The sequence below is a fragment of the Streptomyces sp. A3M-1-3 genome (genome assembly GCF_024213665.1).
Lineage (GTDB): Bacteria > Actinomycetota > Actinomycetes > Streptomycetales > Streptomycetaceae > Streptomyces.
In genome coordinates this window covers 105,283-129,138 of record NZ_JANAVP010000004.1, presented here as the reverse complement: position 1 = coordinate 129,138, position 23,856 = coordinate 105,283, and the positions used below count along the sequence as shown (strand labels likewise).

The window sequence follows — 23,856 nt, the reverse complement described above, 5'->3', positions numbered from 1 at the left end:
GGGACTTTGCGGGGTTAGCGCTCCGTCAGAGCGCCGTCCTTCTCGTCGTACACCGTGTCCGTCTGCGGGCACACCCAGACACCGGGCTCCCCCTCGCGCTCGACCAGCCGGACACCGGCGCGGCCGACCCAGCCGATACGGCGGGCCGGGACGCCGACGACCAGCCCGAAGTCCGGGACGTCCTTCGTCACCACGGCGCCGGCGGCGACCATGGACCAGCGGCCGATACGGACCGGGGCCACGCACACGGAACGCGCGCCCAGCGAGGCGCCCTCGGCGACCTTGACGCCGACGGCCTCCCAGTCGCCGCCGCGCTTCTGCTTGCCGTCGGGGTCGACGGAGCGCGGGTTGTGGTCATTGGTGAGGACCACGGCCGGTCCGACGAAGACACCGTCGGCCAGCTCGGCGGGCTCGTACACCAGGGCGTAGTTCTGCAGCTTGACGTTGTTGCCGATCTGCACGCCCGTACCGACGTACGCGCCGCGGCCGATGACACAGCCCTCGCCGAGCCGGGCGTTCTCGCGGATCTGCGCGAGTTCCCACACGGAGGTTCCGTCACCGAGTTCCGCGCTCTCGTGAACCTGAGCGGTGGGCTGAATCCTGTAGCTCACTGTCGAACCTTTCCTACGTCATCCTCGACGAGCGAGCATACGGCCCGCCGCCGGGCGCCCGGACATCAGCCGCCGTCGCCGAGCAGCAGTCGGTCGTACGTCTGGCGCACCACCGGCCAGTCCCACTGGGGCAGCGCGTGCTCGGAGGCCAGGCTGCCCTCCTTGAGCCACCGTTCCTCAGAGGCCGTGACGGCGAGGATGCGCTCCGCCGCCTCCTGCGGGGTGGCGACGACCCAGTCGCCGGGGAAGAGCGTGCGCGCGCTGTTCGGGCGCCCGGCCACGAACGGCCAGTCCCGGACCACGGGAACGGCGCCGGCGGCCGCGCCCTCCATCAGCCCGACGTGGCAGCCCTCCCGTACGGAACTGCTGAGGATCACCCCGATGCCGGTCAGCACGCCGGGCACGTCGTCACTCGGGCCGAGCCGGCTGACCGCACCGGATTCCTCGAGGGCGACGACCTCCCGCTCCAGCTCGGCGTGGTACGCCCTGGCCGCCTCGCTGGACTCCGGGTTCATACCGCCGCCGACCATCCACCAGGCGGTAGCGCTCGTCCTGGGCGCGCAGCCGCCGCAGTACCTCCAGGGCCCAGCGCGGGTCCTTGGCGATCTGCCCGATGCCCACCAGGCCGACGGTGAAGCGGGCAGCCGCCTGCTTCGGCCGTGCGAAGCGCCCGAGATCCACGGCGTTGTCCATGGTGTGCAGCCGGGGCGCGTCGGCCTCCAGCAGCCGGGGCAGCACGGTGGTGGTCAGCTCGCGCATGTGCTCCGAGATGAAGATCAGGTCGTCCACCCGGGAGAAGTCCATGACGTGGGGCCAGTACGTGAACGTCTCGTACCTGTGGAGCCGGAGCACGACCCGGGTGGTGCCGGGGTCGACCAGCGTCAGAAACGCGGCGGCGCCGGCGCACCACTCGACGAAGGCCGTGTCGGCCCAGTCCAGATACGGGCGCAGCGCGGCCTCGACCTCGGCGCCGTACGCCGCCCGGCTGCCCAGCGGCAGCTCCGTCATCCGCTGGAGGCCCTTGGCGAGCGGTGCCAGGACAGGGTCCGAGGCGAGGTCCAGATACCGCAGCTCGACATCGGGATGCTGCTCGTAGCGCTCGGTGATCAGGCGGAGGAAGTTGGCATTGGCGTGCGTCACGACGAGCAGCCGCAAAGCGCGACCGGCGGGGCGCGGAGCGGCCGGAGCGCTGCGGCCCCGGGGTGCGGCGACCGCACGGGCGGTGGCGCTGTCGCGCAGGAATGCGGTGAACTCGCGCGGAGCGTCCGACAGCGGCGAGGTCAGCCGGTCCACCTGCGCGACGCGGTGGAACGCCAGCAGCAGGGCCTTGGACAGCGACCGGGTCGCGGCCGTCGTCGCACCCTCGCGGTAGAGCGCGTCGGCGCAAGCCAGCTCGGCCGCACAGGCGTCGGTCAGGTGGCGTGGCGCGCGGCCGCGGGTCAGTTGGGCCTCGGCGGCCGCGACGAGCACGTCGGCCTTGAGACGGGCATCCTGGATGTGCCGACCCGAGAGGCCCAGAAGCCATTCCATGGCGGAGGACCGTTCCGAACGCGCCTGCCGGTCGCTCGCCCAGCGGGCGACGGTGGCGAGTCGTTCGTCGGATATTCGGGGTAGGGGCACCGGTCAGCTCCACGATCGAGGCGGGAACACGGACCGTAAGCAGTCTAGCGGCGCGACGGCAAGTGTCCGGAGGCATCCGGCAGCCGCGGGATCACGGGGACCCGGTTTGACCCCCCGCGCGGGGGCCCGTAGCCTTGACCCTCGGCGTGTTTCCCTATGCGTCACACCTCTGAGCAACTCCCTCCCGGCCCGCCGGGAGAGGCCGCTCATCCACTCCGGATCGTCGCAGGCTCTGTCCTGTGCGAGCGGCTGGCATCAGGGGTTCCGGTTCCGAGCGAGAGTGAGTTCCGCGTGTACGCCATCGTGCGCAGCGGTGGTCGCCAGCACAAGGTTGCTGTCGGCGACATCGTTGAGGTTGACAAGATTTCCACTGCCAAGGTTGGCGACACGGTCGAGCTCTCGACCCTGCTCGTTGTCGACGGCGAGGCCGTAACCAGCGACCCGTGGGTGCTGGCCGGGATCAAGGTCACGGCCGAGGTCGTGGACCACCACAAGGGCGCGAAGATCGACATCCTTCGCTACAAGAACAAGACCGGCTACCGCCGTCGCCAGGGTCACCGTCAGCAGTACACGGCGATCAAGGTCACCGGTATTCCCGCGGCTGCGAAGTAAGGGACTGAGGAGAGATGGCACACAAGAAGGGCGCATCGTCCACCCGGAACGGGCGCGATTCCAACGCTCAGCGGCTCGGCGTCAAGCGCTTCGGCGGCCAGGCCGTCAACGCCGGTGAGATCCTGGTCCGCCAGCGCGGCACCCACTTCCACCCGGGCACGGGCGTCGGCCGTGGCGGCGACGACACGCTGTTCGCGCTGCTGCCCGGTGCGGTGCAGTTCGGTACGCACCGTGGCCGCAAGGTCGTGAACATCGTTCCGATCGCCGGCTGAACTCGGCGTTCGTAGAACGGCACAGCACCTTCCGAGGGCGGATCGCAGCTTTCCCGGTGACCGGGGAAGCGGGTCCGCCCTCGGCGTGTTACTGAGTGAGACATTTCCGTACGTAATGGAGGCACACCCATGACCACCTTCGTGGACCGCGTCGAACTGCATGTCGGCGCGGGTAACGGAGGCCACGGCTGCGCCTCCGTACACCGTGAGAAGTTCAAGCCGCTCGGCGGCCCCGACGGGGGCAACGGCGGGCGCGGCGGAGACGTGACCCTGGTCGTCGACCAGTCCGTCACCACGCTGCTGGACTACCACCACAGCCCGCACCGCAAGGCCACCAACGGCCAGCCCGGCGCCGGCGACAACCGTTCCGGCAAGGACGGCCAGGACCTGGTCCTGCCGGTCCCCGACGGCACCGTCGTGCTGGACCAGCACGGCAACGTACTGGCCGACCTGGTCGGCCAGGGCACCACCTTCGTCGCGGGCCAGGGCGGCCGCGGCGGCCTCGGCAACGCGGCCCTCGCCTCCGCCCGCCGCAAAGCCCCCGGCTTCGCGCTGCTGGGCGAGCCGGGTGAGGCCCGGGACGTCGTCCTGGAGCTCAAGACCGTCGCCGACGTCGCTCTGGTCGGATACCCGAGCGCGGGCAAGTCCTCGCTGATCTCGGTACTGTCCGCCGCCAAGCCGAAGATCGCGGACTATCCCTTCACCACCCTGGTGCCGAACCTGGGCGTCGTCACCGCCGGCTCGACCGTCTACACGATCGCCGACGTACCCGGTCTGATCCCGGGCGCCAGCCAGGGCAAGGGCCTGGGCCTGGAGTTCCTGCGGCACGTCGAGCGCTGCTCGGTCCTCGTACACGTACTGGACACGGCCACCCTCGAGTCCGACCGCGACCCGGTCACCGACCTCGATGTGATCGAGGAGGAGCTGAAGCAGTACGGCGGACTCGACGACCGGCCCCGGATCGTCGTACTCAACAAGATCGACATCCCGGACGGCCAGGACCTCGCGGACATGATCCGCCCGGACCTGGAGGAACGCGGCTACCAGGTCTTCGAGGTGTCCGCGGTCGCCAGGACCGGCCTGAAGGAGTTCTCCTTCGCGCTGGCCGGCATCGTCGCCGAGGCGCGCGCCGCCAAGCCGAAGGAGGAGGCGACCCGGATCGTCATCCGCCCGAAGGCCGTGGACGACGCGGGCTTCACGGTCACGCAGGAGGAGGACGGTCTCTACCGCGTCCGGGGCGAGAAGCCCGAGCGCTGGGTCCGCCAGACCGACTTCAACAACGACGAGGCCGTCGGCTACCTCGCCGACCGCCTCAACCGCCTCGGCGTCGAGGAAGCCCTGATGAAGGCCGGTGCCCGGGCGGGCGACGGTGTGGCCATCGGTGCCGAGGACAACGCGGTCGTCTTCGACTGGGAGCCGACGATGATGGCCGGCGCCGAGATGCTCGGCCGACGCGGCGAGGACCACCGTCTGGAGGCCCCGCGGCCCGCCGCGCAGCGCCGGCGGGACCGGGACGCGGAGCGCGACGAGGCGCAGCGCGAATTCGACGACTTCGACCCGTTCTAAGGGTGTCGTCAAAGTCCGCCCGGTGAGGGTGGGAGCGGTGTGGAACCTGTGACTCCGGTACACGCCGGGTGAGAAGCCGGTGAAGATCGGCCGGTTCTCGCCCGGCGTAGTCGACAGGACCGCGCCGTACCTCCGCGCTGCTCCCGGCCGGTGCGGCAAGAGGTCGTGGGGCCTGCTGCGCGGGGCCGTCCGCGAGCCCTCCGGAACGCCGCCGCAGCAGGCCAAGGCCCGCTCTACCACTGGGGTTGCAGGTGGCCGGCGTACCGCTCGGGCGCGCTTCGGCGTCTGTGGGATCGGTCACCGACGGAGTCTCTCCGTGCCCCTCCAAGTTCCCTGGCCACACGGTGAACAGAGGGTTTCGCGGGGGTGTGGGGCGGTGGACGTCCGCCTTGCGGGACCGTCACGCTGAGTGCGACGATCCCCCCGTCCCCCAGTCAACGCAACGTAGAGGTCGTCTGTGTCTGTGCCGCACGAAGCCAAGCCCCGCACCACAGCGGTCGTGCTCGCCGGTGGTACCGGTCAGCGTGTCGGGCTCGCGATACCCAAGCAGCTGCTCAAGATCGCCGGGAAGGCTGTCATCGAGCACACGCTGGCGAGCTTCGAGCAGGCCGAGTCCATCGACGACGTGATCGTGCTGATGGCTCCGGGGTTCGTGCCCGAAGTGGAGCGGATCGTCGCGCGGGCCGGCCTGACCAAGGTGACCCGGATCATCGAGGGTGGCTCGACCCGGAACGAGACCACCGAGCGCGCCATCGCCGCCCTCGGCGAGGGGCTCGCCGAGGGCGAGGACCGCAACGTCCTCTTCCATGACGCTGTGCGTCCGCTTCTGTCACAGCGAGTGATCCAGGACTGTGTCGACGCCCTCGAGCGCTACCAGGCCGTCGACGTCGCCATCCCGTCCGCGGACACGATCATCGTGACCCGCACCCACGGCGAGGACGGCGAGTTCATCGCCGACGTGCCGGACCGCTCCCGGCTGCGCCGCGGCCAGACCCCGCAGGCCTTCAAGCTCTCCACGATCCGCCGGGCCTACGAAGTCGCGGCCGGCGACCCAAACTTCCAGGCGACGGACGACTGTTCGGTCGTACTGAAGTACCTGCCGGACGTGCCGATCTACGTCGTCGCGGGCGACGAGTACAACATGAAGGTGACCCAGCCGGTCGACGTGTTCATTGCGGACAAGCTCTTCCAGCTGGCCTCCTCCGCCGCCCCGCGCCAGGCCGACGAGACCGCCTACCGGGAGCTGCTGGCCGGCCGCACGCTGGTCGTGTTCGGCGGCTCGTACGGCATCGGCGCGGACATCGCCGAGCTGGCGGAGCAGTACGGCGCCAGGGTCTTCGCGCTGGGCCGTTCCACCACCGGCACCCATGTCGAGAACCCGGAGCACGTGGACGACGCGCTGGCGCAGGCGTACGCCGAGACCGGGCGTATCGATTACGTCATCAACACAGCGGGCGTCCTGCGTATAGGAAAGCTGGCAGAGACCGACAACGCAACCATCGAGGAAGCACTGAAGGTCAATTATCTGGCCCCGGTCCACATTGCCCGTGCATCCTACAAATACCTGGCCGAAACAAAGGGCCAGTTGCTTCTCTACACGTCCAGCAGTTATACGCGCGGACGCGCCGAGTACAGCCTCTACTCCTCGACCAAGGCCGCCATGGTGAACCTCACCCAGGCGCTCTCGGACGAGTGGGCGGGCGACGGGATCCGGGTCAACTGCGTGAACCCCGAGCGCACCGCAACTCCCATGCGCACCAAGGCATTCGGCGCCGAGCCCGCCGGTTCCCTGCTCTCCTCCGAAGCGGTCGCCAGGACGTCCCTGGATGTGCTGCTCTCCGACCTCACCGGCCATGTCGTCGACGTACGGCAGCAGGACCCGACGCGGGAGGCTTCCGAAGCCACCGGTTTCGAACAGGCGCTCGCGTCGGTTCTCGACCGGCAAGAGGATGTGTAAATCCGTCTTCACGATCCCCGTCCGACAGTAACAACCGGCAGGAGCAGGCTCTTGATTTCGACCGCCATCCGTCTGGCCCGCGTGGGCAGCGTCTCCGAGCTGGTCGCCGCAGCCCTCCTCGGGCTGGGCTTCCCCTGCCTCATGCTCGCCGCGCTGATTCCCAACCTCTGGTTCTTCGCGGTGGCCGCCGTAGTGACGTACGCCGCGGACCGGTATCTGAGCCGGCGCGGCAGCTACCTGCTCAACCGACTCGCCAAGGTGCGAGCCGGGCTGCCGATGCGGTTCCTGCTGCGCCAGCTGATGCTGATCCTGCTGCTGGCCCGGATGGACCAGGCGGAGGACCCGCTCTTCTACGCCACGGTGGCGTGCTTCCTGATCCTCTTCGCCGTCCAGGCACCGCACGGCGCGCTGGCCACGCTCATCCGGCTGCGCCGCAGCATGCCGATCGCCACGCGCAACATCGACCTGACGCCGCTGGGAATCCCCGACTCCCCGCCCTACCTGTTGATGAACCGGTCCTCCGAGAAGATGCTCCACCTCGACATACCGGCGGTCTTCGGCATCCTGGTCGCGGTCGCGGCCGGTGTGGACCTCATCGGCTACCTCGGCATGGGCGTCACCGTGGTCCTCGCCGCGCTCTACACGCTCGCGCTCGTTCCGCATCTGCGAAAGTGCCGGATCGTTCCTCCGGCTCCCGTCGTACTCAGGGCACTGGACGACTGGCTGCGCGACTACCAGCCGACGACGATGCTGTACTTCTCCGGCGCCAAGGAAGCGGCGTACCAGGTCAACATGTGGCTCGACACCATGGCCAAGGTCGAGGGCCGGCCGCTGATCGTCGTACGCGAGGCGAACCTGATCGCCCAGCTCCACTCGACCGCGGTCCCGGTGATCTGTGTGCCCGGCAGCGTGCACGTGATGCAGATGGACCTGTCGTCGGTACGCGTGGCGCTGTATCCCGCCAACGTCGGCAAGAACATCCACCTGCTGCGCATGCCGCACATGAAGCACGTCTTCATCGGCCACGGCGACAGCGACAAGATCGCCAGCATCAACCCGTTCAGCAAAGTGTACGACGAGGTGTGGACCGCGGGCTGCGCAGGCCGCGACCGGTACGCGCTCGCCGACGTCGGAATCCGCGACGAGGACATCGTCGAGGTCGGACGCCCGCAGCTGGCGCCCATAAAGCCGTGGACGGGCGAGCCCAAGAACCCCGTCCCGACCGTGCTGTACGCCCCCACCTGGGAGGGCTGGGACGACAACCCGGGCAACACCTCCCTGATCCTGGCCGGCGAGAACATCGTGCGGCGGCTGCTGAACGCCGAGACCCCGGTCCGGGTCCTCTACAAGCCGCACCCGTTCACCGGCACCCGCAGCGCCAAGGCCAAGGCCGCGCACCTGCGGATCAAGTCCATGGTGGAGAAGGCCGCGCTGGAGCGTGCCGTCGACCCGCGCTGGCAGGCCCAGGCGGCGCAGCTGCAGGCGGACCAGGCGGCCGCCAGAGCCGAACTGGTCCGGATCGAGGCCGAACTGGGGGAGATGAGCGGCCGGGCCAGGCCGGGCAGCGACGAGGCGGAGACCTCGCGCGACACGCTGGCGGACCCGGTGCGCGAGGCCGAGGTGGCCGAGCTGCGGGACGCCTGGAACGCCGCGTACTGGCGGTCGTTCGGCTGGTGGGAGCACCGGGTCATCACCGGCAACGAGCCGCGCCTGTACGACTGTTTCAACGAATCGGACGGCATGGTCTCCGACATCTCCAGCGTGGTGTCGGACTTCATCGCGAGCGGCAAGCCGTACGCGGTCACGGACTCCGCGCAGGTGGGCGCCGAGGAGTTCAAGCGGCAGAACACCGCTGTGCGCGCTGCGGTCATCCTCTCCAACAGCGCCGAGGAGACGGACGAGTTGCTTGCCGCGGTCTTCGACGCCGGCGCCGACAGGCCGGCCGCCGCGCGGCGCGAGCTGAAGGCGTACCTGCTCGGTCCGGACGAGCCGACCTCCATCGAACGGTTCAACGCCGCCGTACGCTCGCTGGCCGACCGGGCCGAGGCCCGCAACCGGCGGCTGGATCAGCGGCAGTCCGAGCCGGGCGGGATACCAGCGCAGCGCTCGCGCGGGACGTCCCGGCCGTCGGCCGGCCGGTCCAAGACCGAAGCCGAAGCCTGATCCGAAGCCGAGGACCCCGCTGCCGGGCAGTGGGGTCCTCGCGTACCCCGGTGCGCCTGCCGCCGAGCCTGTCGCGGCTCACGACCGTACGGAAGGACTCGCCGCGTCCGCCCGGTCCGTCTGCTGCGCGGGGATCAACGCCTCGCCGCGCTGAGCCATCCGCGCCCGGTGGGTCGTCGCGCTGGCGCTGAGCGCGAGGGCCGCCCGGCGGAAACGGACCGCCGGGGCGGCCTGCGCCGGGCCGAGCAGGTACTCCTTCAACTCGGCGCGGGCCGACCGGAGTCCGTCCTGCGCGGGATCGCGTACCGACGCCAGCAGCGCGGCCGTACCCGCGGCGTCGGGCGGCAGGATCGTCGCCGCGCGTACGGTCGGGAAGGCCGCCCTGAACTCCGCCTCCGGCAGCCCGCTGGTGTTGGCCACCGCATACGGCTTCTCGCTCGCCAGATAATCGGAGACGACGCTCGACACATCGCTGATCAGCAGGTCCGCCTGGTTGAAACAGGAGTAAAGGCTCGGCTGCGGCCCTGTGATCACCTGATGCTCCCCTGCGGGCGCGGACGCCCAGAAGGCCGACTCCCACGCCTCGGTGGCCCGTTCCACCGCCAATGCGTTGTCCGCGACGGGGACGCCCTGGAGCCTCATCCGCTCCGCGGCGTCCGAGTCGTCGTGGAACGAGGCGTCGCTGAGCGCGTCCAACGCCGAAGCGAGCCGGGTGAGTTCGGCGGCGGCCGCCTTCGACGGCGTACGCGAACCGGCGCGCCGTCCGTTCGCCTCGCGGACGAGTTCGCGGATACGCGCGTCAGCGGCCGCGGCGCGCTTGTCCACCGAGCCGGTCATCGGGTGCGGCTTGTAGAGCAGCCGTACGCCAGGGTCCGCGAGCAGGGCGCGCACCAGGTTCTCGCCGGCCAGGATCACCGACGTGTTGCCGGGGTCCTCCGTCCAGCCCTCCCAGGTGGGGGCGTACAGCACGGTGATCCGGCCGCCGGCGGGCGGGCCCGCGTAGGGGCTGATCGCGGCCAGCTGCGGGCGGCCGATCTCGACCACGTCCTTGTCGTCGATACCGACGTCGGCCTGCGCGTACCGCTCGCGCGCGGCGGGCCCGGCCACCCACACCTCGTCGTACGCCTTCGCGTACGGATTGCAGCTGGAGAGCTTGTCACTCTCGCCGTGGTTGACGAAGGCGTGCTTGATCGTGGGGATGCGCAGTACCTGTGAGGTCCTGCCGGAGTTCGCGGGATGGATCAGGACCTTCAGGGTGGAGTGCTCCAGGCGCATCAGATGCGCCACCCTGGGGATGCACACGATCGGGATGTCCGTCGCGGCGATCTTCTGCACCATGAAGCGCTCGCGCAGCACGATCACCGGGCGGCCGCCCAGGCCGGCCAGCGGGCCGAGCCACATGTTCGCCTGGTACGCGGAAGTGGCGCCGCCGGAGAAGTACATGCCGACCGTGGGGCGGTAGTCCTCCAGCCACCGGTCGAACCAGGCCAGCACCTCCGCCTCGCCCGCCGCGCGGCGGCCCGGCAGCAGATGCGCCAGCAGCTCGGCCAGCGCCGTCAGCGCCAGCCCCAGCGAGACCGCGATCCCGGCGGCTCCGAAGTGCGGCACCCCCGCCGTGGCCGCCAGCAGCAGTCCCGCCGTGGACGGCAGGCAGAACCACAGCATCCGCGGCCCCGGCCGGCGCAGCAGCAGCGCCGGGGGAGCGGGGATCAGCCGCAGCGCGGAGGCGTCGATGTTGCGGGTGACGACGGGGAGGGTGCGGCTGCGCCGGACCAGCGCCGCGGCGCCCAGGCAGGCGAAATGCAGGAGGTAGCACGCGAGCAGGCCGAAAACCAGCGGCAGCGAGGCCGCGCCCCGGTGCTGCTCCCCGGTGCTCAGCAGGCCGGATACCAGGAGGAAGTCCCGGAGCACTTGACGGACCGTGACATCGGCGCGGAGCCGGGCGAACAGGTTGACCAGCTCGCGCTGCCAGCGGTGCAGCGCGAGATCGGCGGCCAGGCCGGTCAGCGTCGAGGCGACGAGCAGCGGAGCGTTGGGGGTGAGAGCTCCCACGACCTGCAGGGCGAAGGATGCCGCAAGGACGGCAGGGGCAAGGAGTTGTACGGGGTTCAAGGCCGGGGGCTCCAAGCAGCCGGTTACGCGGAGGGGACTCGCTGGTAAACGTCAGGTACCTGGCACCGGAAATGGCCGCCCCGCGACATTCACGCGAAAGGGACCGAGTCCGCAGTTCCGTACGCAGCTGTACGGGTCTCCGTACGCGGCCCGGGCCGCGCGCCCCCGCAGCCGTCCACGGGGCGGAATGCGCAGGCGGGGCCCGCGGCGGCTCGCGTAGATTTGCCGGCAACAGCGGGGACAGCCGGGCGAGCAAATTGGGGACCTACGTGTCAGCGGCAAGGCAGGGCGTGACGAACGCCCGCAGGATCGTGGTCAAGGTCGGTTCGTCCTCCCTCACCACGGCCTCCGGCGGACTCGACGCCGACCGGGTGGACGCCCTCGTCGACGTACTGGCCAAGGCGCGCAGCGGCGGCGAGAAGGAGATCGTGCTCGTCTCCAGCGGAGCCATCGCCGCCGGTCTCGCCCCCCTCGGCCTGCGCCGCCGGCCCAAGGACCTGGCCCGGCAGCAGGCGGCGGCCAGCGTCGGGCAGGGGTTGCTCGTGGCCCGCTACACGGCCTCCTTCGCGCGGTACGGCGTACGCGTCGGCCAGGTGCTGCTGACCACCGACGACACCAGCCGCCGCGCGCACTACCGCAACGCCTACCGGACGCTGGACCAGCTGCTGGACATGGGCGCCCTGCCGGTCGTGAACGAGAACGACACCGTCGCCACCGACGAGATCCGCTTCGGCGACAACGACCGGCTGGCGGCCCTCGTCGCCCATCTGGTCCGGGCCGACCTGCTGGTGCTGCTCTCCGACGTCGACGGGCTGTACGACGGAGACCCGAGCATCCCCGGCACGTCCAGGATCGACGAGGTGCGCGGCCCCGAGGACATCGAGCACGTCACCATCGGCAGCGCGGGCAAGGCCGGGGTCGGCACCGGCGGCATGGTCACCAAGGTCGAGGCGGCCCGGATCGCCGCCGCCGCGGGAATCCCGGTGGTCCTCACCTCCGCCGTCCGGGCCGCGGACGCGCTCGCCGGCCGCGCCACCGGTACGTACTTCCACCGCACCGGCCGGCGCTCCGCCGACCGTCTGCTGTGGCTCGCGCACGCCTCCACCCCGCAGGGGCATCTCACGCTGGACGACGGGGCGGTCCGCGCGGTCGTGGAGCGCCGCACCTCGCTGCTGCCCGCCGGGATCGCTGCGGTGGAGGGCGAGTTCGTGGCGGGCGACCCGGTCGAACTGCGAGACACCACGGGACGGGCCGTCGCCCGTGGGCTGGTCAACTTCGACGCCAAGGAGATCCCGCAGCTGATCGGCCGGTCGACGCGGGAGCTGGCGCGTGAACTCGGTCCTGAGTACGAACGCGAGGTCGTACACCGCGACGATCTGGTACTTCTGCAGCCCTGACACCCCGGAATTCCCCGAAACGGCCGAAAGTCCTGCCTTCACACGGAGAGCTTCGGCAAAACCGCCACGCGCCGGGCCGCGGGCTGGTCAACTTTGTTGCGGGGCAGAACACGCAGAACAGCCGCAGAACAGCAATGAGCGTTCAACAGGAGGCCGCCGGTGAGACGAGCGCGCCCAGGGGCAACGCCCCGGGACGGGGGCACCTCCCACGCCTTCAGGGCTGTGGGGGAGGACGAGCGTGCACTGACCAGTGTCGGAGCCGGGACGAGTTTCGAGGCAGGCCGACAGCCGGCCGATTCCCGTGGGAAGGAGCTCCACGCGTCCAGACTGTGGCACATCACGCTCAGCGTCTCCGGTGCGGAGACACCACTGAAGGAGGTCAGGCGCGGGCTGGAACAGCTCGCTCACGACCACCCCTTTCTGCTCACCAGCAGGTACGCCAACGACCATGCGGAGATCCGTTACTGGGAAGAGGCGCGCGACCTGCACGACGCCGCGGCGGTGGCGCTGCGGCTGTGGGGCGAGCACCGGTCCACGGCGAAGCTGCCGCCGTGGGAGATCGTGGGCCTGGAGGTCATCGACCGCGAGACCTACCACCAGCGCATCGCCGAGGGCTACGGCCCGCCGCCGGCCGCACCGGTGGGGGTCCACCCCTTCTGACCGGGAGTGCCCCAGCCTGACCGGGAGCCCTAGGACCTTTCGTTCGGATCTTGCCGGGCTCGCGGGGTCTGGCACCGCACCTCGCCGCGTTGTCGTCAGTTGCCATGGCTCCGCCATGGCTCCTTCCTCCGCCTTGCGATGCACGGCACCAGACCCCGCTCCCTGATCCGGCCTGATCCAAACGAAGGGCCCCAGCCCTGCCCGCGCCCGTCTCGGGGAGTGGGATACGTGCCGGACGTGCGTCCGGGCCGCATTACTCTTCGAGCATGACCTCGCTCACTCCTGCCGACGATCAGTCCCCGGTCATCCAGGCCGCTCACCGGGCCCGCGCCGCGTCCGCCGAGATCGCGCCACTCCCGCGGTCCGCCAAGGACGCCGCGCTGCTGGCGATCGCCGACGCGCTCGAGGCGCGGACGGACGAGATCGTCGAGGCCAACGCCGTGGACGTGACGCGCGCCCGCGAGGCCGGGACCAGCGAGACGGTCATCGACCGGCTGACGCTGACGCCGGAGCGGATCCGGGCGATCGCCGCCGACGTCCGGGACGTGGTGGCCCTGCCCGACCCGGTCGGTGAGGTCGTCCGCGGATCGACCCTGCCCAACGGCATCGACCTGCGCCAGGTGCGGGTCCCGCTGGGCGTGGTCGGGATCATCTACGAGGCCCGGCCCAACGTCACCGTCGACGCCGCCGCCCTCTGCCTGAAGTCGGGCAACGCGGTTCTGCTGCGCGGTTCGTCCTCGGCGTACTCCTCGAACGCCGCCCTGATGACGGTGCTGCGCGACGCCGTCGCCGGGGCCGGGCTGCCGGCCGACGCCGTGCAGCTCGTCCCGGGCGAGAGCCGCGACTCGGTGCGTGAGCTGATGCGCGCCCGCGGCCTGGTGGACGTTCTGATCCCGCGCGGCGGCGCCTCGCTGATCCGTACCGTCGTGGAGGAGTCCACCGTCCCAGTGATCGAGACCGGCACCGGGAACTGCCATGTGTACGTGGACGCGCAGGCCGACCTCGACATGGCCGTGGAGATCCTGGTCAACTCCAAAGCGCAACGGCCGAGCGTCTGCAACGCCGCCGAGACGCTCCTCGTCCACCAGGACATCGCCGGGACGTTCCTGCCGCGCGCCCTGGACGCGCTCGCCGAGGCCGGGGTGACCGTGCACGGCGACAAGCGGGTGCTGGCGTACGGCGAGGGCTCCAAGGCCACCGTCGTGCCCGCCACCGCCGAGGACTGGGAGACCGAGTACCTCTCGTACGACATCGCGGCCGCCGTGGTCGACTCGCTGGACGCGGCGGTCGGCCACATCCGGCAGTGGACGTCCGGGCACACCGAGGCGATCGTCACCAGCTCGCAGGCCGCGGCCCGCCGGTTCACCCAGTTGGTCGACTCCACGACGGTCGCGGTGAACGCGTCCACGCGTTTCACGGACGGTGGCCAGTTCGGTTTCGGCGCCGAAATCGGCATCTCGACGCAGAAGCTGCACGCGCGCGGTCCGATGGGCCTGCCCGAGCTGACCTCGACGAAGTACATCGTCACGGGCGACGGTCACGTAAGGTGACGACCGTCGCCGGAGGGTGAGCACGCGAATTGCCGCTCTCCCTGCCCAAAGCGTGCCCCCAGGTCTACTCTGGTCGCGTGCCGGACGACGTGGGGGGCAAGCCGTTCCAGGACGGCTGGGAGCCCGACGACGACCGCGGGGGCGCGGAAGACGACTTCGCCTCCGTGGTGTTCGACGAGGACTTCGTGCGGAATGCCGAGGTCCACGAACCGACCGCCGTCGAGCGGCTCCTGGCCGCCGCGCAGGCGCGTGCCGAGGCCGAGGCGGCCCGGGCCAGGGCCCGCGGCCTCGCAGCCGACGAGGACCTCTGCGACGAGGGCTACGGGCCGGATGCCGCCGGTGAGTACGGCTACGGCCGGTACACCGACGACGAACACTGCCCGACGGGACCGGACGACGACGCCTACGGCCCGTACGGCAGCCATGGCGGCGCCCTGCGCCCGTACCGTGGTCCGGCCCGCTGGCACCGGCCGGTGGCCTGGATACTCGCCCTGCTGATGGGCATCGGAATGGTCGCGCTGGCCTTCACGGCCGTATACCGCGGCGCCGCCGCCAACCGGCAGGACCAGATCCCGCCGCCCGCCACGACCGACCCCTCGGCCTCCGCGGAATACTCCGCACCCGCCGCACCCGCCGCACCCGCCGTGTCCGCGGAGCCACGGACGCCCTGACAGCAAGTTGCTGTGAAGCAGTGCGTTTACGCCGGCCCCCGCCGACCTACCCTGAAAGTATGGCAGGGCCTGGAGACCCACCTGAGGGGACACCCGAGGGCGTCCCGGCGGGCGGCGAGGACGAATACCGATCCGTTGTCTTCGACGAGTCGTTCGTACGTGCTGCCCGGCTTCAGGAGTATTCGGCGCAGGAGCGCATCACGGACCACGCCCCGGCGGTCCGCAGCCGCCCCGTCTGGGCGGGCAGGCGGGGTCCCACCCAGGCGCTGGCCCTGGTCCTCGTGATCGCGCTTGCCTTCGGTATGGCGATCTACATGGGCATGCGGCACCCGTACGCGCCACCGCCCGCCGACCGGGCCGAACCGCTCCGCATGACCGTGATCCCTCTCGCGCCCGAGGGGACCGTGCCTGGCGGCACGCCCGCCGACCTCTTCGCGCACAGCCCGGCCGCGCAGTTCCGGGTCGGCGCGGCCGGCATCACCCTGCCGGCCGTGCGGCGCACCGCGCACTTCTCGGACAGCCAGGTGGCGACCGCGCTGTCCACCGCCAAGGACTACCTCGTGGAGTCCTCCCTCGACCCGGATGTGCTCAGCGGCGGCACGGACCGGCCGGTCCGGGTCCTGCTCGACCCGGACCAGGTGGCGCAGTTCGACCGCAGCCTCAACTCCCCGGCCGACGACGGAAGGCACGCGGCGACCGGCTGGCTGGTCCGCTTCGCCCCGGCGAAGATCGCGCTCGCCGATCCCGAGGTGCGGGTGCGGGGCACCATGCGCTTCTCGGAGGCCGGCCCCGACATGATCGAAGTGGTTACCGACCACACCTTCGTCTACGCCGTGTGGGAGGCCGGCGCCGGCCCGGGGCGGGCCGACGGCGCCTCGCTGTTCACCGTCCGGCGCGAGCTGCATCTGCGCTTCGACCGGGACGACCTGCGGACACACCGGGCCGAGCTGCACCTGTCGTACGTACAGGCCGGCCCGCAGGCATGCGCGCCCGATCCTTCCAGCCACTTCCAGCCGCTGCTGCCGGGCCGGAAGGCGACGTCCGAGGGCCCGGCCGGTACGGATCCGTATGCGACCGGCCGGGCCACGGCCGCGCTGTGCGGCTCGCTGGCCGACGACGCTATGCCGACCCCGGACCGTCCCCGTCCGTAGCTCCCGCAGCCCCGGATGCCCCGGTCCCGCCCTGGCCGTCGGCGGTGTCGCTGCCGTTGCGGCCGGCGGCCGTGAACCGGTCGCGCAGCTTGCCGCCCAGGTCGCCGGCGCCCCCGGCGATGTCGCCCACCAGCTTCATCAGCGGGTCCTTGCTGGTGCGCACCGTGTCCGCGTAGTGCGCGGCGGACTGGCGGAAGGAGTCGGAGACGGACGTCTCCGGGTCCTCGTCCCGGCGCGGGTAGTGGCCGTCCATGATTCGCTGGTAGTCGCGGCTCTCCGCCCACTTCTTCAGCTCGGCGGCCCGCACGGTGGTGAAGGGGTGCGTCCGCGGCAGCACATTGAGGATCTTCAGTACGGAGTCGCGCAGGTCGCCCCCGGCCTCGTACTCCTCGGCCTGCGCCAGGAACGCGTCCACGTTCATCTCGTGCAGATGGTTGCCGCCGGCGATCTTCATCAGGCCGCGCATCGACGCCTGGAGGTCCTGGCCGACCAGCAGCCCGGCCCGGTCGGCCGAGAGCTCCGACTTGCGGAACCACTCGCGCAGCGCGGTGACGATCGCCATGATCGCGACATTGCCCAGCGGGATCCAGGCGACCTTGAGGGCGAGGTTGGTGAGGAACAGCAGAATCGTGCGGTAGACCGAATGCCCGGAGAGGGCGTGGCCCACCTCATGGCCCACGACCGCGCGCATCTCCTCCTCGTCGAGCAGCTCCACCAGACCCGTGGTGACCACGATGATCGGCTCGTCGAGCCCGATGCACATGGCGTTCGGCTGGGGGTTCTGCGTGACGTACATCGGGGGGACCTTCTCCAGGTCCAGGATGTAACAGGCGTCCTGCAGCATGGTGTTGAGGTGGGCGAACTGCGCGTCGCTCACCCGGACCGAGTCGGAGAGGAAGAGCAGTCTCAGACTCCGCTCCGGCAGCAGTCCACTGAGTGTCTTGAAGACCGTGTCGAACCCGGTGAGCCTACGCAGGGCCACCAGGGCAGAGCGGTCCGCGGGGTGTTCGTACGCGCGTGAGGAGATGCCGGTGAACCGTCGGCGATTGCGGCTCGGCACGTTGTCGTGACTGCTGTCTGTCATGGGATGTGTCCCCCTGTCTGCTGCGCGGATAACCCGACAACGACTGAGTCGGCGTGAGCGTGCCCGGAGCGCACGCATACGATGTGCGCGAAGACTCCGCTCCGACTCCCGACTCCCGATAGGTCCTGCCGAAGATGAGCCTCACGAGCACTGCCCACAGCCTGGTCACCCTTGCCTCCGAAGGCGGCGAGCACGGCGGCGAACACGCCAGCCTCAGCCCGTACCTCACCGGCGGCGGCGCGCTCTTCGCGCTCCTGCTCCTGCTGTGGATCACCACCCGCTTCAACCGCGACCGCTGAGGCAGGGCCGCTCGGCCGGGCCAGTAGGCTCTGCACGCATGGGAGAGCAGGAAGTGCCTACCGGTCCGGTCAAGCGCCGACTCGGCGTGATGGGCGGGACATTCGACCCGATCCACCACGGCCACCTGGTGGCCGCCAGTGAGGTGGCCGCGCTGTTCCACCTGGACGAGGTGGTTTTCGTACCGACCGGGCAGCCGTGGCAGAAGACCCACAAGACGGTGTCGCCGGCCGAGGACCGTTACCTCATGACGGTTATCGCCACCGCGTCCAATCCGCAGTTCTCGGTGAGCCGCATCGACATCGACCGCGCCGGACCCACCTACACGATCGATACGCTCAGGGACTTGCGCTCCCTCAGCGGCGACGCCGATCTTTTCTTCATCACCGGCGCCGACGCGCTGTCCCAGATCCTCACCTGGCGGAACGCCGAGGAGCTGTTCTCGCTCGCCCACTTCATCGGCGTGACCCGTCCCGGGCACCTGCTGACGGACGACGGGCTGCCCGAGGGCGGAGTCTCCCTGGTGGAGGTGCCGGCGCTGGCCATCTCCTCGACGGACTGCCGGGCCCGGGTCGCGCAGGGCGATCCGGTCTGGTATCTGGTGCCGGACGGTGTGGTGCGCTACATCGACAAGCGCGAGCTGTACCGGGGCGACTGACGTCCCGGCCGGTTCGGGCCGTACGGGGAGCACGAGAAAGCACGGAGAGGGGCACCGGTGAACGACCGACAGGACCCGTACGCGCCGCAGGACCCGTACGCCCAGCAGCCACAGCCGCGGTTCGTCGGGTACGACGAGTACGGGCAGCCGGTGTACCAGCAGTACGACCCGTACGCCCAGCAGCAGCAACAGCAGCAGCAGGGGTACGGATACGACCCGTACGGTCAGCAGGCCCCCGCGCCCCAGCAGCCCCAGCAGGGCGCCTACGACCCGTACGCCGGCCAGCAGTACGCCCCCCAGCAGGACTACGGGTACGACTATTCCACCGGCCGGCAGCAGGCCGTCGACACCACGCAGCAGTGGATCCCGCAGCAGGCCCCCGCGCCGGAGCCGGTCCGGGGCCCTGATCCGGGACCTGCCCCGTCGGTGCCCGAGCCGCGCCGCTCGGACCAGGAGTACCGGACCGAGCAGTTCTCGTTCATCGAGGAGCCGGACGAGGACTCCGAAGACGTCATCGACTGGCTGAAGTTCACCGAGAGCCGTACCGAGCGGCGCGAGGAGGCCAAGCGCCGCGGCCGCAACCGGGTCGTCGCCCTGGCTGTCGTCCTCGCCCTGGTGGTCGCGGGCGGTGTCGGCTACCTCTGGTACGCGGGCCTGCTCCCCGGCCTCGCCGGGTCCGAGGGCAAGAGGCAGACCGCCGCGACGGGACCGCAGAAGCGCGATGTGATCGTGGTGCATCTGCACAACACCAAGAAGGGCGGCACCTCCACGGCGCTGCTCGTCGACAACGCCACGACCAAGCAGGGCACCACCGTCCTGCTCCCGAACTCCCTCGCCGTGACCTCCGACGACGGCACCGCCACGACCCTCGGGAAGTCGGTCGACGACGACGGCCTCGCCGGCACGCGCGACTCGCTGGACACCGTGCTCGGGACCAGCATCGGCGGCACCTGGCGGCTCGACACCCCGTACCTGGAGAACCTCGTCGAGCAGGTCGGCAACATCGACATCGACACGGACGCGGCGGTGCCCGCGGACAAGAAGGCCGGCACGCCCGAGGTCAAGAAAGGCGCGGCCCAGACGCTGAGCGGCCCGATGGCCGTCGCGTACGCCACGTACCGCGAGCCGGGCGAGGCGGAGGTGAAGCAGCTGCAGCGGTTCGGCCAGGTCATGTACGGCGTCCTGCGGAAGATCCCGGACGACCCGGCGACCGCGACGATCACCGTGCAGACCCTGGCGCAGATCCTGGACCCCTCGCTGACCGAGAAGGACCTCGGCGCCTCGCTGGCCAAGCTCGCCGAGCACGCCAAGATCGGCGACTACAAGACCGCGGTGCTGCCCGTCCAGGACGACGGCTCGCTCAGCGAAGAGGCGACGTCCGGGGTGGTCAAGGACGTCCTCGGCGGCACGGTCAAGAGCCCCGAGCCGGGATCCGCCGTGCGCGTCGGTCTGAAGGACGCCACCGGCAGCGGGTCCGCGGCCGGCGACGCCCGCGTCGCGCTGGTCAATGGCGGCTACACCTTCGTGGACGGCGGGAAGGCCACGGCGCAGGCGTCCTCGCAGGTCACGTACCGGGACGCGGCGCAGCAGGCGAAGGCCGTGGAGGTGGCCAAGACGCTGGGGCTGCCGGTGGACTCGGTGAAGAAGGCCGAGGGCACCACGAACGCGGATGTCACGGTCGTGCTGGGCACGGACTACAAGGCCAAGTGATCGAGGCCCGGTGATCGGGCCCGGTGATCAAGGCCTCCACGGTCACGGCCCGGTGATCAAGGTCGCTTCGGACCTGCGGGAGGTGTCGGCGGTACATGAGACCCTTGAGGTGATCTGACCGCCGACCCGAAAGCATGGCTTGTGACCGCCACGGACCGCTCCATCGAGCTCATCAAGGCCGCCGCCCAGGCAGCAGCCGACCGGCTCGCGCACGACATCATCGCGTACGACGTCAGCGATGTGCTGTCGATCACCGATGCATTCCTGCTCGCCTCGGCCCCCAACGACCGCCAGGTCAAGTCGATCGTCGACGAGATCGAGGAGCGGCTCCAGAAGGAGCTCGGCGCCAAGCCGGTGCGCCGCGAGGGCGACCGCGACGCCCGCTGGATCCTGCTCGACTACGTCGACATCGTCGTGCACGTGCAGCACAGCGAGGAGCGGGTCTTCTACGCCCTCGAGCGCCTCTGGAAGGACTGCCCCGAGCTGCCGCTGCCCGATGACGCCCTCAAGACCCGCGGCAAGGCCGAGGAGCACGCCCGGCTGCACCAGGGCGATCTGGACGGTGAGCTGAGCTGAACGGCACCAAGGGCGGCACCGGCCGCCGGATCGTCCTGTGGCGGCACGGCCAGACCTCCTGGAACCTGGAGCGCCGCTTCCAGGGATCCACGGACATCGCGCTGACCGACACCGGGGTGGCCCAGGCCCGCCGGTCCGCCCGGCTGCTCGCCTCGCTGAGGCCGGACGCGATCGTCGCCTCCGACCTCAAGCGGGCGGCCGCCACCGCGGCCGAGCTGGCCGCCGTCACCGGCCTGGACGTCGCGCACGACTCCGCCCTGCGCGAGACGTACGCCGGCGCCTGGCAGGGGCTGACCCACGAGGAGATCCTCGGGCAGTACGGCGAGCAGTACACGGCGTGGAAGCGCGGCGAGCCCGTGCGGCGCGGCGGCGGCGAACTGGAGACCGAGGTGGCCGACCGGGCCGCCCCCGTCGTGCTGAGCCATGCCGAGAAGCTGCCGGAGAACGGCACGCTGGTGATAGTCAGCCACGGCGGCACGATCCGTACGACGATCGGGCGCCTCCTCGGTCTGGACTCCGCGCACTGGGAGAGCCTCGGCGGCCTGTCGAACTGCTGCTGGTCGGTACTGGGCCAGGGCGCGCGCGGCTGGCGGCTGCTGGAGCACAACGCCGGGACGCTGCCGGAGCCGGTGCTCGGCGACGACGACTGAGATGCCCGGACCGGATTTCACTTTCTGGCTGGGCGCAGGCTAAGGTTCTTCTTGTTCGCAGCGCGGAAACGCCGAAGACACAGCGAACAGCGGGGCTATAGCTCAGTTGGTAGAGCGCCTGCATGGCATGCAGGAGGTCAGGAGTTCAATTCTCCTTAGCTCCACAATCGGATCCCGTCCCCCACACGTGGGGGGCGGGATCCTGTAGTTCCGGACAGGCCTCCCGGACGTGTCCCGCTGTCAGGGCCTGCGCCTGCGCAGCGACATGGCGGCCTCGGCTTCAGCGCGTTGCGCGCCGGGCTGACCTTCGCGCCGACCCCCGTCGTCTTCGGCGCGGTGGGGCTGACCTGGCGGCGCCGGCCCGCAGGGTGGCAACGGGCTCTCGTCCCCGGCGGTTTCTCGCCGGTCTGGCACTGGCGTACAGCCCCACGCTCACGGGCGCGCCGGCGGCCGTACGGCAGGAGGACGCGGCGGATGCCGGCGGCCTGCTGGTGACGGTCACTCAGCTCGGTCAGCTGACCGGGTGGCGATATTCGGGACATTGTTCCTGAACCGGCTGGATGCGCCGGGGGCGCATGGGTCCGCCGACGCGCTGGTGGTGTGCGCCCTCGCGCTGGCGGTGGCGGCGATCTTCGGTGCTGTGGCCGGTCTCCTACGGCGACCCCGCTGACCCCCTTGCGGCGCCATGGCAGAATCGGACCGCCGGAGGGGGACGACGGCCTGAACGGGAGGGAAGTGTGATGCCCGCGAGCATCCTCGAGGAGGTCCGCCACCTGCTCGGCAGAGCGGCGGCCCGCACCCGCCTCAAGTGCCCGTCCTGCGGTTCCGGCCATGTGGCCCAAGTGCTCGGCGACAACGGGGGGATCTCCTACGTGTGCACGGCCTGCGGCCACAGCTGGAGCTGACGCATGGGTGCACACAGGCGTAAATGCGATTGGTGCGGCAGCGGTACCCCGATCGTCCGGGACATGGAACCGATCAACCCGGACTTTCAGTACTGGTGCGAGGAGTGCGCGCGGGCGCTGATCATAAAGGGCGACCCCATCGAGACCTACCGGGAGCTCGAAGGGGAGCCGATCTACGGCCGGCTGCTCGACGAACACTGCACGCTCAAGCGGTTCTATTCGTTCGCCACAGCGTGAACAGCAGGCCGGCCGCCGCGAGCGAGTAGAGGGCCGAGAGTGCCATCTGGCCGGCGTCGAGGGCGAGTTCAGGACGTTCTGGACCGTGTGGGATCCACCACAGCGCGTACGAGCAGAAGACCAGGGCCATGCAGCCCACCCAGGATGTACGTGCCCGCGCGCCCAGCAGTATCAGCATCGGCACGCACCACACCCAGTGGTGCGACCAGGAGACCGGGCTGATCAGCAGCGCTGTCGCCGCGCAGCCGACCACCGCGCCGGCCGGGTCGCCGCGCAGCGCCGCCGCCACCGCGACTGCGAGCCCAGCCACCCCGGCCAGGCCGGCAGCCGCCGTCCACCACATCCCCGGATCGCCGGTGTGCAGCAGCCGGGCCAGCACCCCGCGCAGCGACTGGTTGGCCGTGTCCTCGGCGTGGCCGACCCGGCTCGCGGCGAACACCATCTCGGTCCAGTAGCGGCGGGAGTCGTGGGGGAGGACGACGGCGGCAGCGACCGTCGCAGTCGCGAAGGCCGCGGCGGCCACCGTGGCCTGCCGGAGCCAGGGGTTCCAGGTTCGCTGCCGGGCCGCCCGTACGAGCCCCACCGCCAGCACGAGGACGGCGAACAGGGCGGGTGTGAGTTTGACCGCGGCGGCCAGGCCGATACCGGCGCCCGCCCAGCGATGGCCGTCCCGGCGGGTGAAGTCCCACAGCACCGCCACCGTCAGCAGCAGGTTGACCTGCCCGTACCGCAGGGTCGTCCACACCGGCTCGCACCAGACCGCGGCGGCGGCGGTCCACAGCGCTGCCCCCGGCCGGTCCCGGCCCACAAGGCGCAGCGAGAGATGTGCGAGTGCGACGACCAGGAGGAGGTTTCCGGCGGTGGCCAGGGCCCGCATCTCCGGGACCCCGAGCAGCGTGAGGGGCGTGAACAGCAGGGCCGCGAAGGGCGGATAGGTCGTCGGCAGGTTCGCGCTGGTCGTACGCATCGCGTAGAGATCCGCGCCGGCCCGGACGGCCTCCCCCTCGGCCCGGTACACCGACAGGTCGATCATCGAGACGTGGGCCGCGCGCTGGGCGGCCCAGAAGACCACGAAGGACACCAGGCAGGCCGAGGCGGCGACGAGGACGGGGCGCTCGGCAAGAGCCCGGCGCGCGGCGGTCCGCGCGATCACGGTCATGGTCATGGTCACGAACGCAGACAGTAGCGTCCGAATCTGTACCCACCGGAAACGATTTGGTGGAGCATCGGGAAGACCGTGTAATGTTGGCGTCGCCGCCGGGGAAACCGGGCGGACCACAGCGAGGGGCTATAGCTCAGTTGGTAGAGCGCCTGCATGGCATGCAGGAGGTCAGGAGTTCAATTCTCCTTAGCTCCACAGAAGGAAATCAGAAGCGGGCCACCCGGATCGGGTGGCC

General features: G+C 70.6%; 23 protein-coding genes, 2 tRNA genes and 1 pseudogene. 20 read left to right on the top strand and 6 right to left on the bottom strand.

Annotated elements, in window-relative coordinates; genetic code table 11:
* Nucleotides 1-14: 14 nt before the first annotated feature.
* The 3 genes from NLX86_RS05980 to NLX86_RS05970 form a co-directional block, all read right to left on the bottom strand.
* On the bottom strand, nt 15-611 hold the full coding sequence (locus tag NLX86_RS05980) for an acyltransferase (RefSeq protein WP_254370525.1): 597 nt from the start codon (nt 609-611) through the stop codon (nt 15-17).
* 65 nt (nt 612-676) lie between these two features.
* Nucleotides 677-1,126: a hypothetical protein gene (locus NLX86_RS05975; RefSeq protein ID WP_254370524.1), complete on the bottom strand. Its 450-nt coding sequence runs from the start codon at nt 1,124-1,126 to the stop codon at nt 677-679.
* A complete protein-coding gene (locus NLX86_RS05970) occupies nt 1,020-2,231 on the bottom strand; it encodes a hypothetical protein (RefSeq protein ID WP_254370523.1) in 1,212 nt (403 codons plus the stop codon). The genes NLX86_RS05975 and NLX86_RS05970 overlap by 107 nt, the downstream gene beginning before the upstream one ends.
* Nucleotides 2,232-2,522: 291 nt before the next feature.
* On the opposite strand from NLX86_RS05970, the gene rplU reads away from it, so the two are divergent.
* From rplU to NLX86_RS05945, 5 genes are all read left to right on the top strand, one after another.
* The gene (gene rplU / locus NLX86_RS05965; RefSeq protein ID WP_030013082.1) at nt 2,523-2,843 is read left to right on the top strand and encodes a 50S ribosomal protein L21; all 321 of its coding nucleotides are present in this window, start codon (nt 2,523-2,525) and stop codon (nt 2,841-2,843) included.
* A 14-nt stretch (nt 2,844-2,857) separates the two neighbouring features.
* Complete coding sequence (gene rpmA / locus NLX86_RS05960) at nt 2,858-3,115, top strand: 50S ribosomal protein L27 (RefSeq protein ID WP_254370522.1); 258 nt, start codon at nt 2,858-2,860, stop codon at nt 3,113-3,115.
* A gap of 129 nt (nt 3,116-3,244) precedes the next feature.
* Nucleotides 3,245-4,681 (top strand): GTPase ObgE, encoded by a 1,437-nt coding sequence (gene obgE, locus NLX86_RS05955; RefSeq protein ID WP_254370521.1) that lies wholly within the window; start codon nt 3,245-3,247, stop codon nt 4,679-4,681.
* 457 nt (nt 4,682-5,138) lie between these two features.
* Entirely contained in the window at nt 5,139-6,638 is a 1,500-nt protein-coding gene (locus NLX86_RS05950; RefSeq protein WP_254370520.1) for a bifunctional cytidylyltransferase/SDR family oxidoreductase, read from the top strand.
* A 51-nt stretch (nt 6,639-6,689) separates the two neighbouring features.
* Nucleotides 6,690-8,801: a hypothetical protein gene (locus NLX86_RS05945; protein ID WP_254370519.1), complete on the top strand. Its 2,112-nt coding sequence runs from the start codon at nt 6,690-6,692 to the stop codon at nt 8,799-8,801.
* A gap of 78 nt (nt 8,802-8,879) precedes the next feature.
* Here NLX86_RS05945 and NLX86_RS05940 read toward each other — a convergent pair whose 3' ends face one another.
* Nucleotides 8,880-10,913, bottom strand: coding sequence for a CDP-glycerol glycerophosphotransferase family protein (locus NLX86_RS05940; protein WP_254370518.1), 2,034 nt, complete (start codon nt 10,911-10,913; stop codon nt 8,880-8,882).
* Nucleotides 10,914-11,203: 290 nt separating this feature from the next.
* Here NLX86_RS05940 and proB point away from each other — a divergent pair, with 290 nt between their 5' ends.
* The 5 genes from proB (at nt 11,204) to NLX86_RS05915 (ending at nt 16,342) form a co-directional block, all read left to right on the top strand.
* Nucleotides 11,204-12,310: a glutamate 5-kinase gene (gene proB / locus NLX86_RS05935; RefSeq protein WP_254370517.1), complete on the top strand. Its 1,107-nt coding sequence runs from the start codon at nt 11,204-11,206 to the stop codon at nt 12,308-12,310.
* A 159-nt stretch (nt 12,311-12,469) separates the two neighbouring features.
* A complete protein-coding gene (locus tag NLX86_RS05930) occupies nt 12,470-12,970 on the top strand; it encodes a hypothetical protein (protein ID WP_374213837.1) in 501 nt (166 codons plus the stop codon).
* Between the two features lie 266 nt (nt 12,971-13,236).
* The gene (locus NLX86_RS05925; protein ID WP_254370516.1) at nt 13,237-14,520 is read left to right on the top strand and encodes a glutamate-5-semialdehyde dehydrogenase; all 1,284 of its coding nucleotides are present in this window, start codon (nt 13,237-13,239) and stop codon (nt 14,518-14,520) included.
* A gap of 77 nt (nt 14,521-14,597) precedes the next feature.
* Nucleotides 14,598-15,191 (top strand): hypothetical protein, encoded by a 594-nt coding sequence (locus tag NLX86_RS05920; RefSeq protein ID WP_254370515.1) that lies wholly within the window; start codon nt 14,598-14,600, stop codon nt 15,189-15,191.
* 59 nt (nt 15,192-15,250) lie between these two features.
* Nucleotides 15,251-16,342, top strand: a complete 1,092-nt coding sequence (locus tag NLX86_RS05915) for a hypothetical protein (RefSeq protein ID WP_254370514.1) — start codon at nt 15,251-15,253, stop codon at nt 16,340-16,342.
* Here NLX86_RS05915 and NLX86_RS05910 read toward each other — a convergent pair.
* A complete protein-coding gene (locus NLX86_RS05910; protein ID WP_254370513.1) occupies nt 16,311-17,426 on the bottom strand; it encodes a M48 family metallopeptidase in 1,116 nt (371 codons plus the stop codon). The two genes, NLX86_RS05915 and NLX86_RS05910, sit on opposite strands and share 32 nt — an antisense overlap.
* Nucleotides 17,427-17,560: 134 nt before the next feature.
* Here NLX86_RS05910 and NLX86_RS05905 point away from each other — a divergent pair, with 134 nt between their 5' ends.
* From NLX86_RS05905 to NLX86_RS05865, 9 genes and pseudogenes are all read left to right on the top strand, one after another.
* Nucleotides 17,561-17,725, top strand: a complete 165-nt coding sequence (locus NLX86_RS05905) for a hypothetical protein (protein ID WP_254370512.1) — start codon at nt 17,561-17,563, stop codon at nt 17,723-17,725.
* Between the two features lie 38 nt (nt 17,726-17,763).
* On the top strand, nt 17,764-18,381 hold the full coding sequence (gene nadD / locus NLX86_RS05900) for a nicotinate-nucleotide adenylyltransferase (protein WP_254370511.1): 618 nt from the start codon (nt 17,764-17,766) through the stop codon (nt 18,379-18,381).
* Between the two features lie 57 nt (nt 18,382-18,438).
* Nucleotides 18,439-20,091 (top strand): LCP family protein, encoded by a 1,653-nt coding sequence (locus NLX86_RS05895; protein ID WP_254370510.1) that lies wholly within the window; start codon nt 18,439-18,441, stop codon nt 20,089-20,091.
* A gap of 141 nt (nt 20,092-20,232) precedes the next feature.
* On the top strand, nt 20,233-20,667 hold the full coding sequence (gene rsfS / locus NLX86_RS05890; protein ID WP_254370509.1) for a ribosome silencing factor: 435 nt from the start codon (nt 20,233-20,235) through the stop codon (nt 20,665-20,667).
* A complete protein-coding gene (locus tag NLX86_RS05885; protein ID WP_254370695.1) occupies nt 20,664-21,317 on the top strand; it encodes a histidine phosphatase family protein in 654 nt (217 codons plus the stop codon). Before rsfS ends, NLX86_RS05885 begins: the two co-directional genes overlap by 4 nt.
* A 91-nt stretch (nt 21,318-21,408) precedes the next feature.
* Nucleotides 21,409-21,481, top strand: a tRNA-Ala gene (locus NLX86_RS05880).
* A gap of 103 nt (nt 21,482-21,584) precedes the next feature.
* Nucleotides 21,585-21,987: pseudogene (locus NLX86_RS05875) on the top strand (MFS transporter); the annotation flags it as partial.
* Nucleotides 21,988-22,057: 70 nt separating this feature from the next.
* The gene (locus NLX86_RS05870) at nt 22,058-22,222 is read left to right on the top strand and encodes a hypothetical protein (RefSeq protein WP_254370508.1); all 165 of its coding nucleotides are present in this window, start codon (nt 22,058-22,060) and stop codon (nt 22,220-22,222) included.
* 3 nt (nt 22,223-22,225) lie between these two features.
* Nucleotides 22,226-22,459 (top strand): hypothetical protein, encoded by a 234-nt coding sequence (locus tag NLX86_RS05865; RefSeq protein WP_254370507.1) that lies wholly within the window; start codon nt 22,226-22,228, stop codon nt 22,457-22,459.
* On the opposite strand, the gene NLX86_RS05860 is transcribed toward NLX86_RS05865, so the two are convergent.
* Nucleotides 22,428-23,624: a glycosyltransferase 87 family protein gene (locus tag NLX86_RS05860; RefSeq protein WP_254370694.1), complete on the bottom strand. Its 1,197-nt coding sequence runs from the start codon at nt 23,622-23,624 to the stop codon at nt 22,428-22,430. The two genes, NLX86_RS05865 and NLX86_RS05860, sit on opposite strands and share 32 nt — an antisense overlap.
* A gap of 119 nt (nt 23,625-23,743) precedes the next feature.
* Between NLX86_RS05860 and NLX86_RS05855 the strand changes: the two genes are divergently transcribed.
* Nucleotides 23,744-23,816 (top strand) — tRNA-Ala (locus NLX86_RS05855).
* Nucleotides 23,817-23,856: the final 40 nt, after the last annotated feature.

Coding starts and splice junctions, on each gene's coding strand:
- NLX86_RS05975 (WP_254370524.1), bottom strand. CDS start 1,126: ATGAACCCGGAGTCCAGCGAGGCGGCCAGGGCGTACCACGCCGAGCTG.
- rpmA (WP_254370522.1), top strand. CDS start 2,858: ATGGCACACAAGAAGGGCGCATCGTCCACCCGGAACGGGCGCGATTCC.
- obgE (WP_254370521.1), top strand. CDS start 3,245: ATGACCACCTTCGTGGACCGCGTCGAACTGCATGTCGGCGCGGGTAAC.
- NLX86_RS05925 (WP_254370516.1), top strand. CDS start 13,237: ATGACCTCGCTCACTCCTGCCGACGATCAGTCCCCGGTCATCCAGGCC.
- NLX86_RS05915 (WP_254370514.1), top strand. CDS start 15,251: ATGGCAGGGCCTGGAGACCCACCTGAGGGGACACCCGAGGGCGTCCCG.
- NLX86_RS05910 (WP_254370513.1), bottom strand. CDS start 17,426: ATGACAGACAGCAGTCACGACAACGTGCCGAGCCGCAATCGCCGACGG.
- NLX86_RS05905 (WP_254370512.1), top strand. CDS start 17,561: ATGAGCCTCACGAGCACTGCCCACAGCCTGGTCACCCTTGCCTCCGAA.
- nadD (WP_254370511.1), top strand. CDS start 17,764: ATGGGAGAGCAGGAAGTGCCTACCGGTCCGGTCAAGCGCCGACTCGGC.
- NLX86_RS05870 (WP_254370508.1), top strand. CDS start 22,058: ATGCCCGCGAGCATCCTCGAGGAGGTCCGCCACCTGCTCGGCAGAGCG.
- NLX86_RS05865 (WP_254370507.1), top strand. CDS start 22,226: ATGGGTGCACACAGGCGTAAATGCGATTGGTGCGGCAGCGGTACCCCG.
- NLX86_RS05860 (WP_254370694.1), bottom strand. CDS start 23,624: ATGACCATGACCGTGATCGCGCGGACCGCCGCGCGCCGGGCTCTTGCC.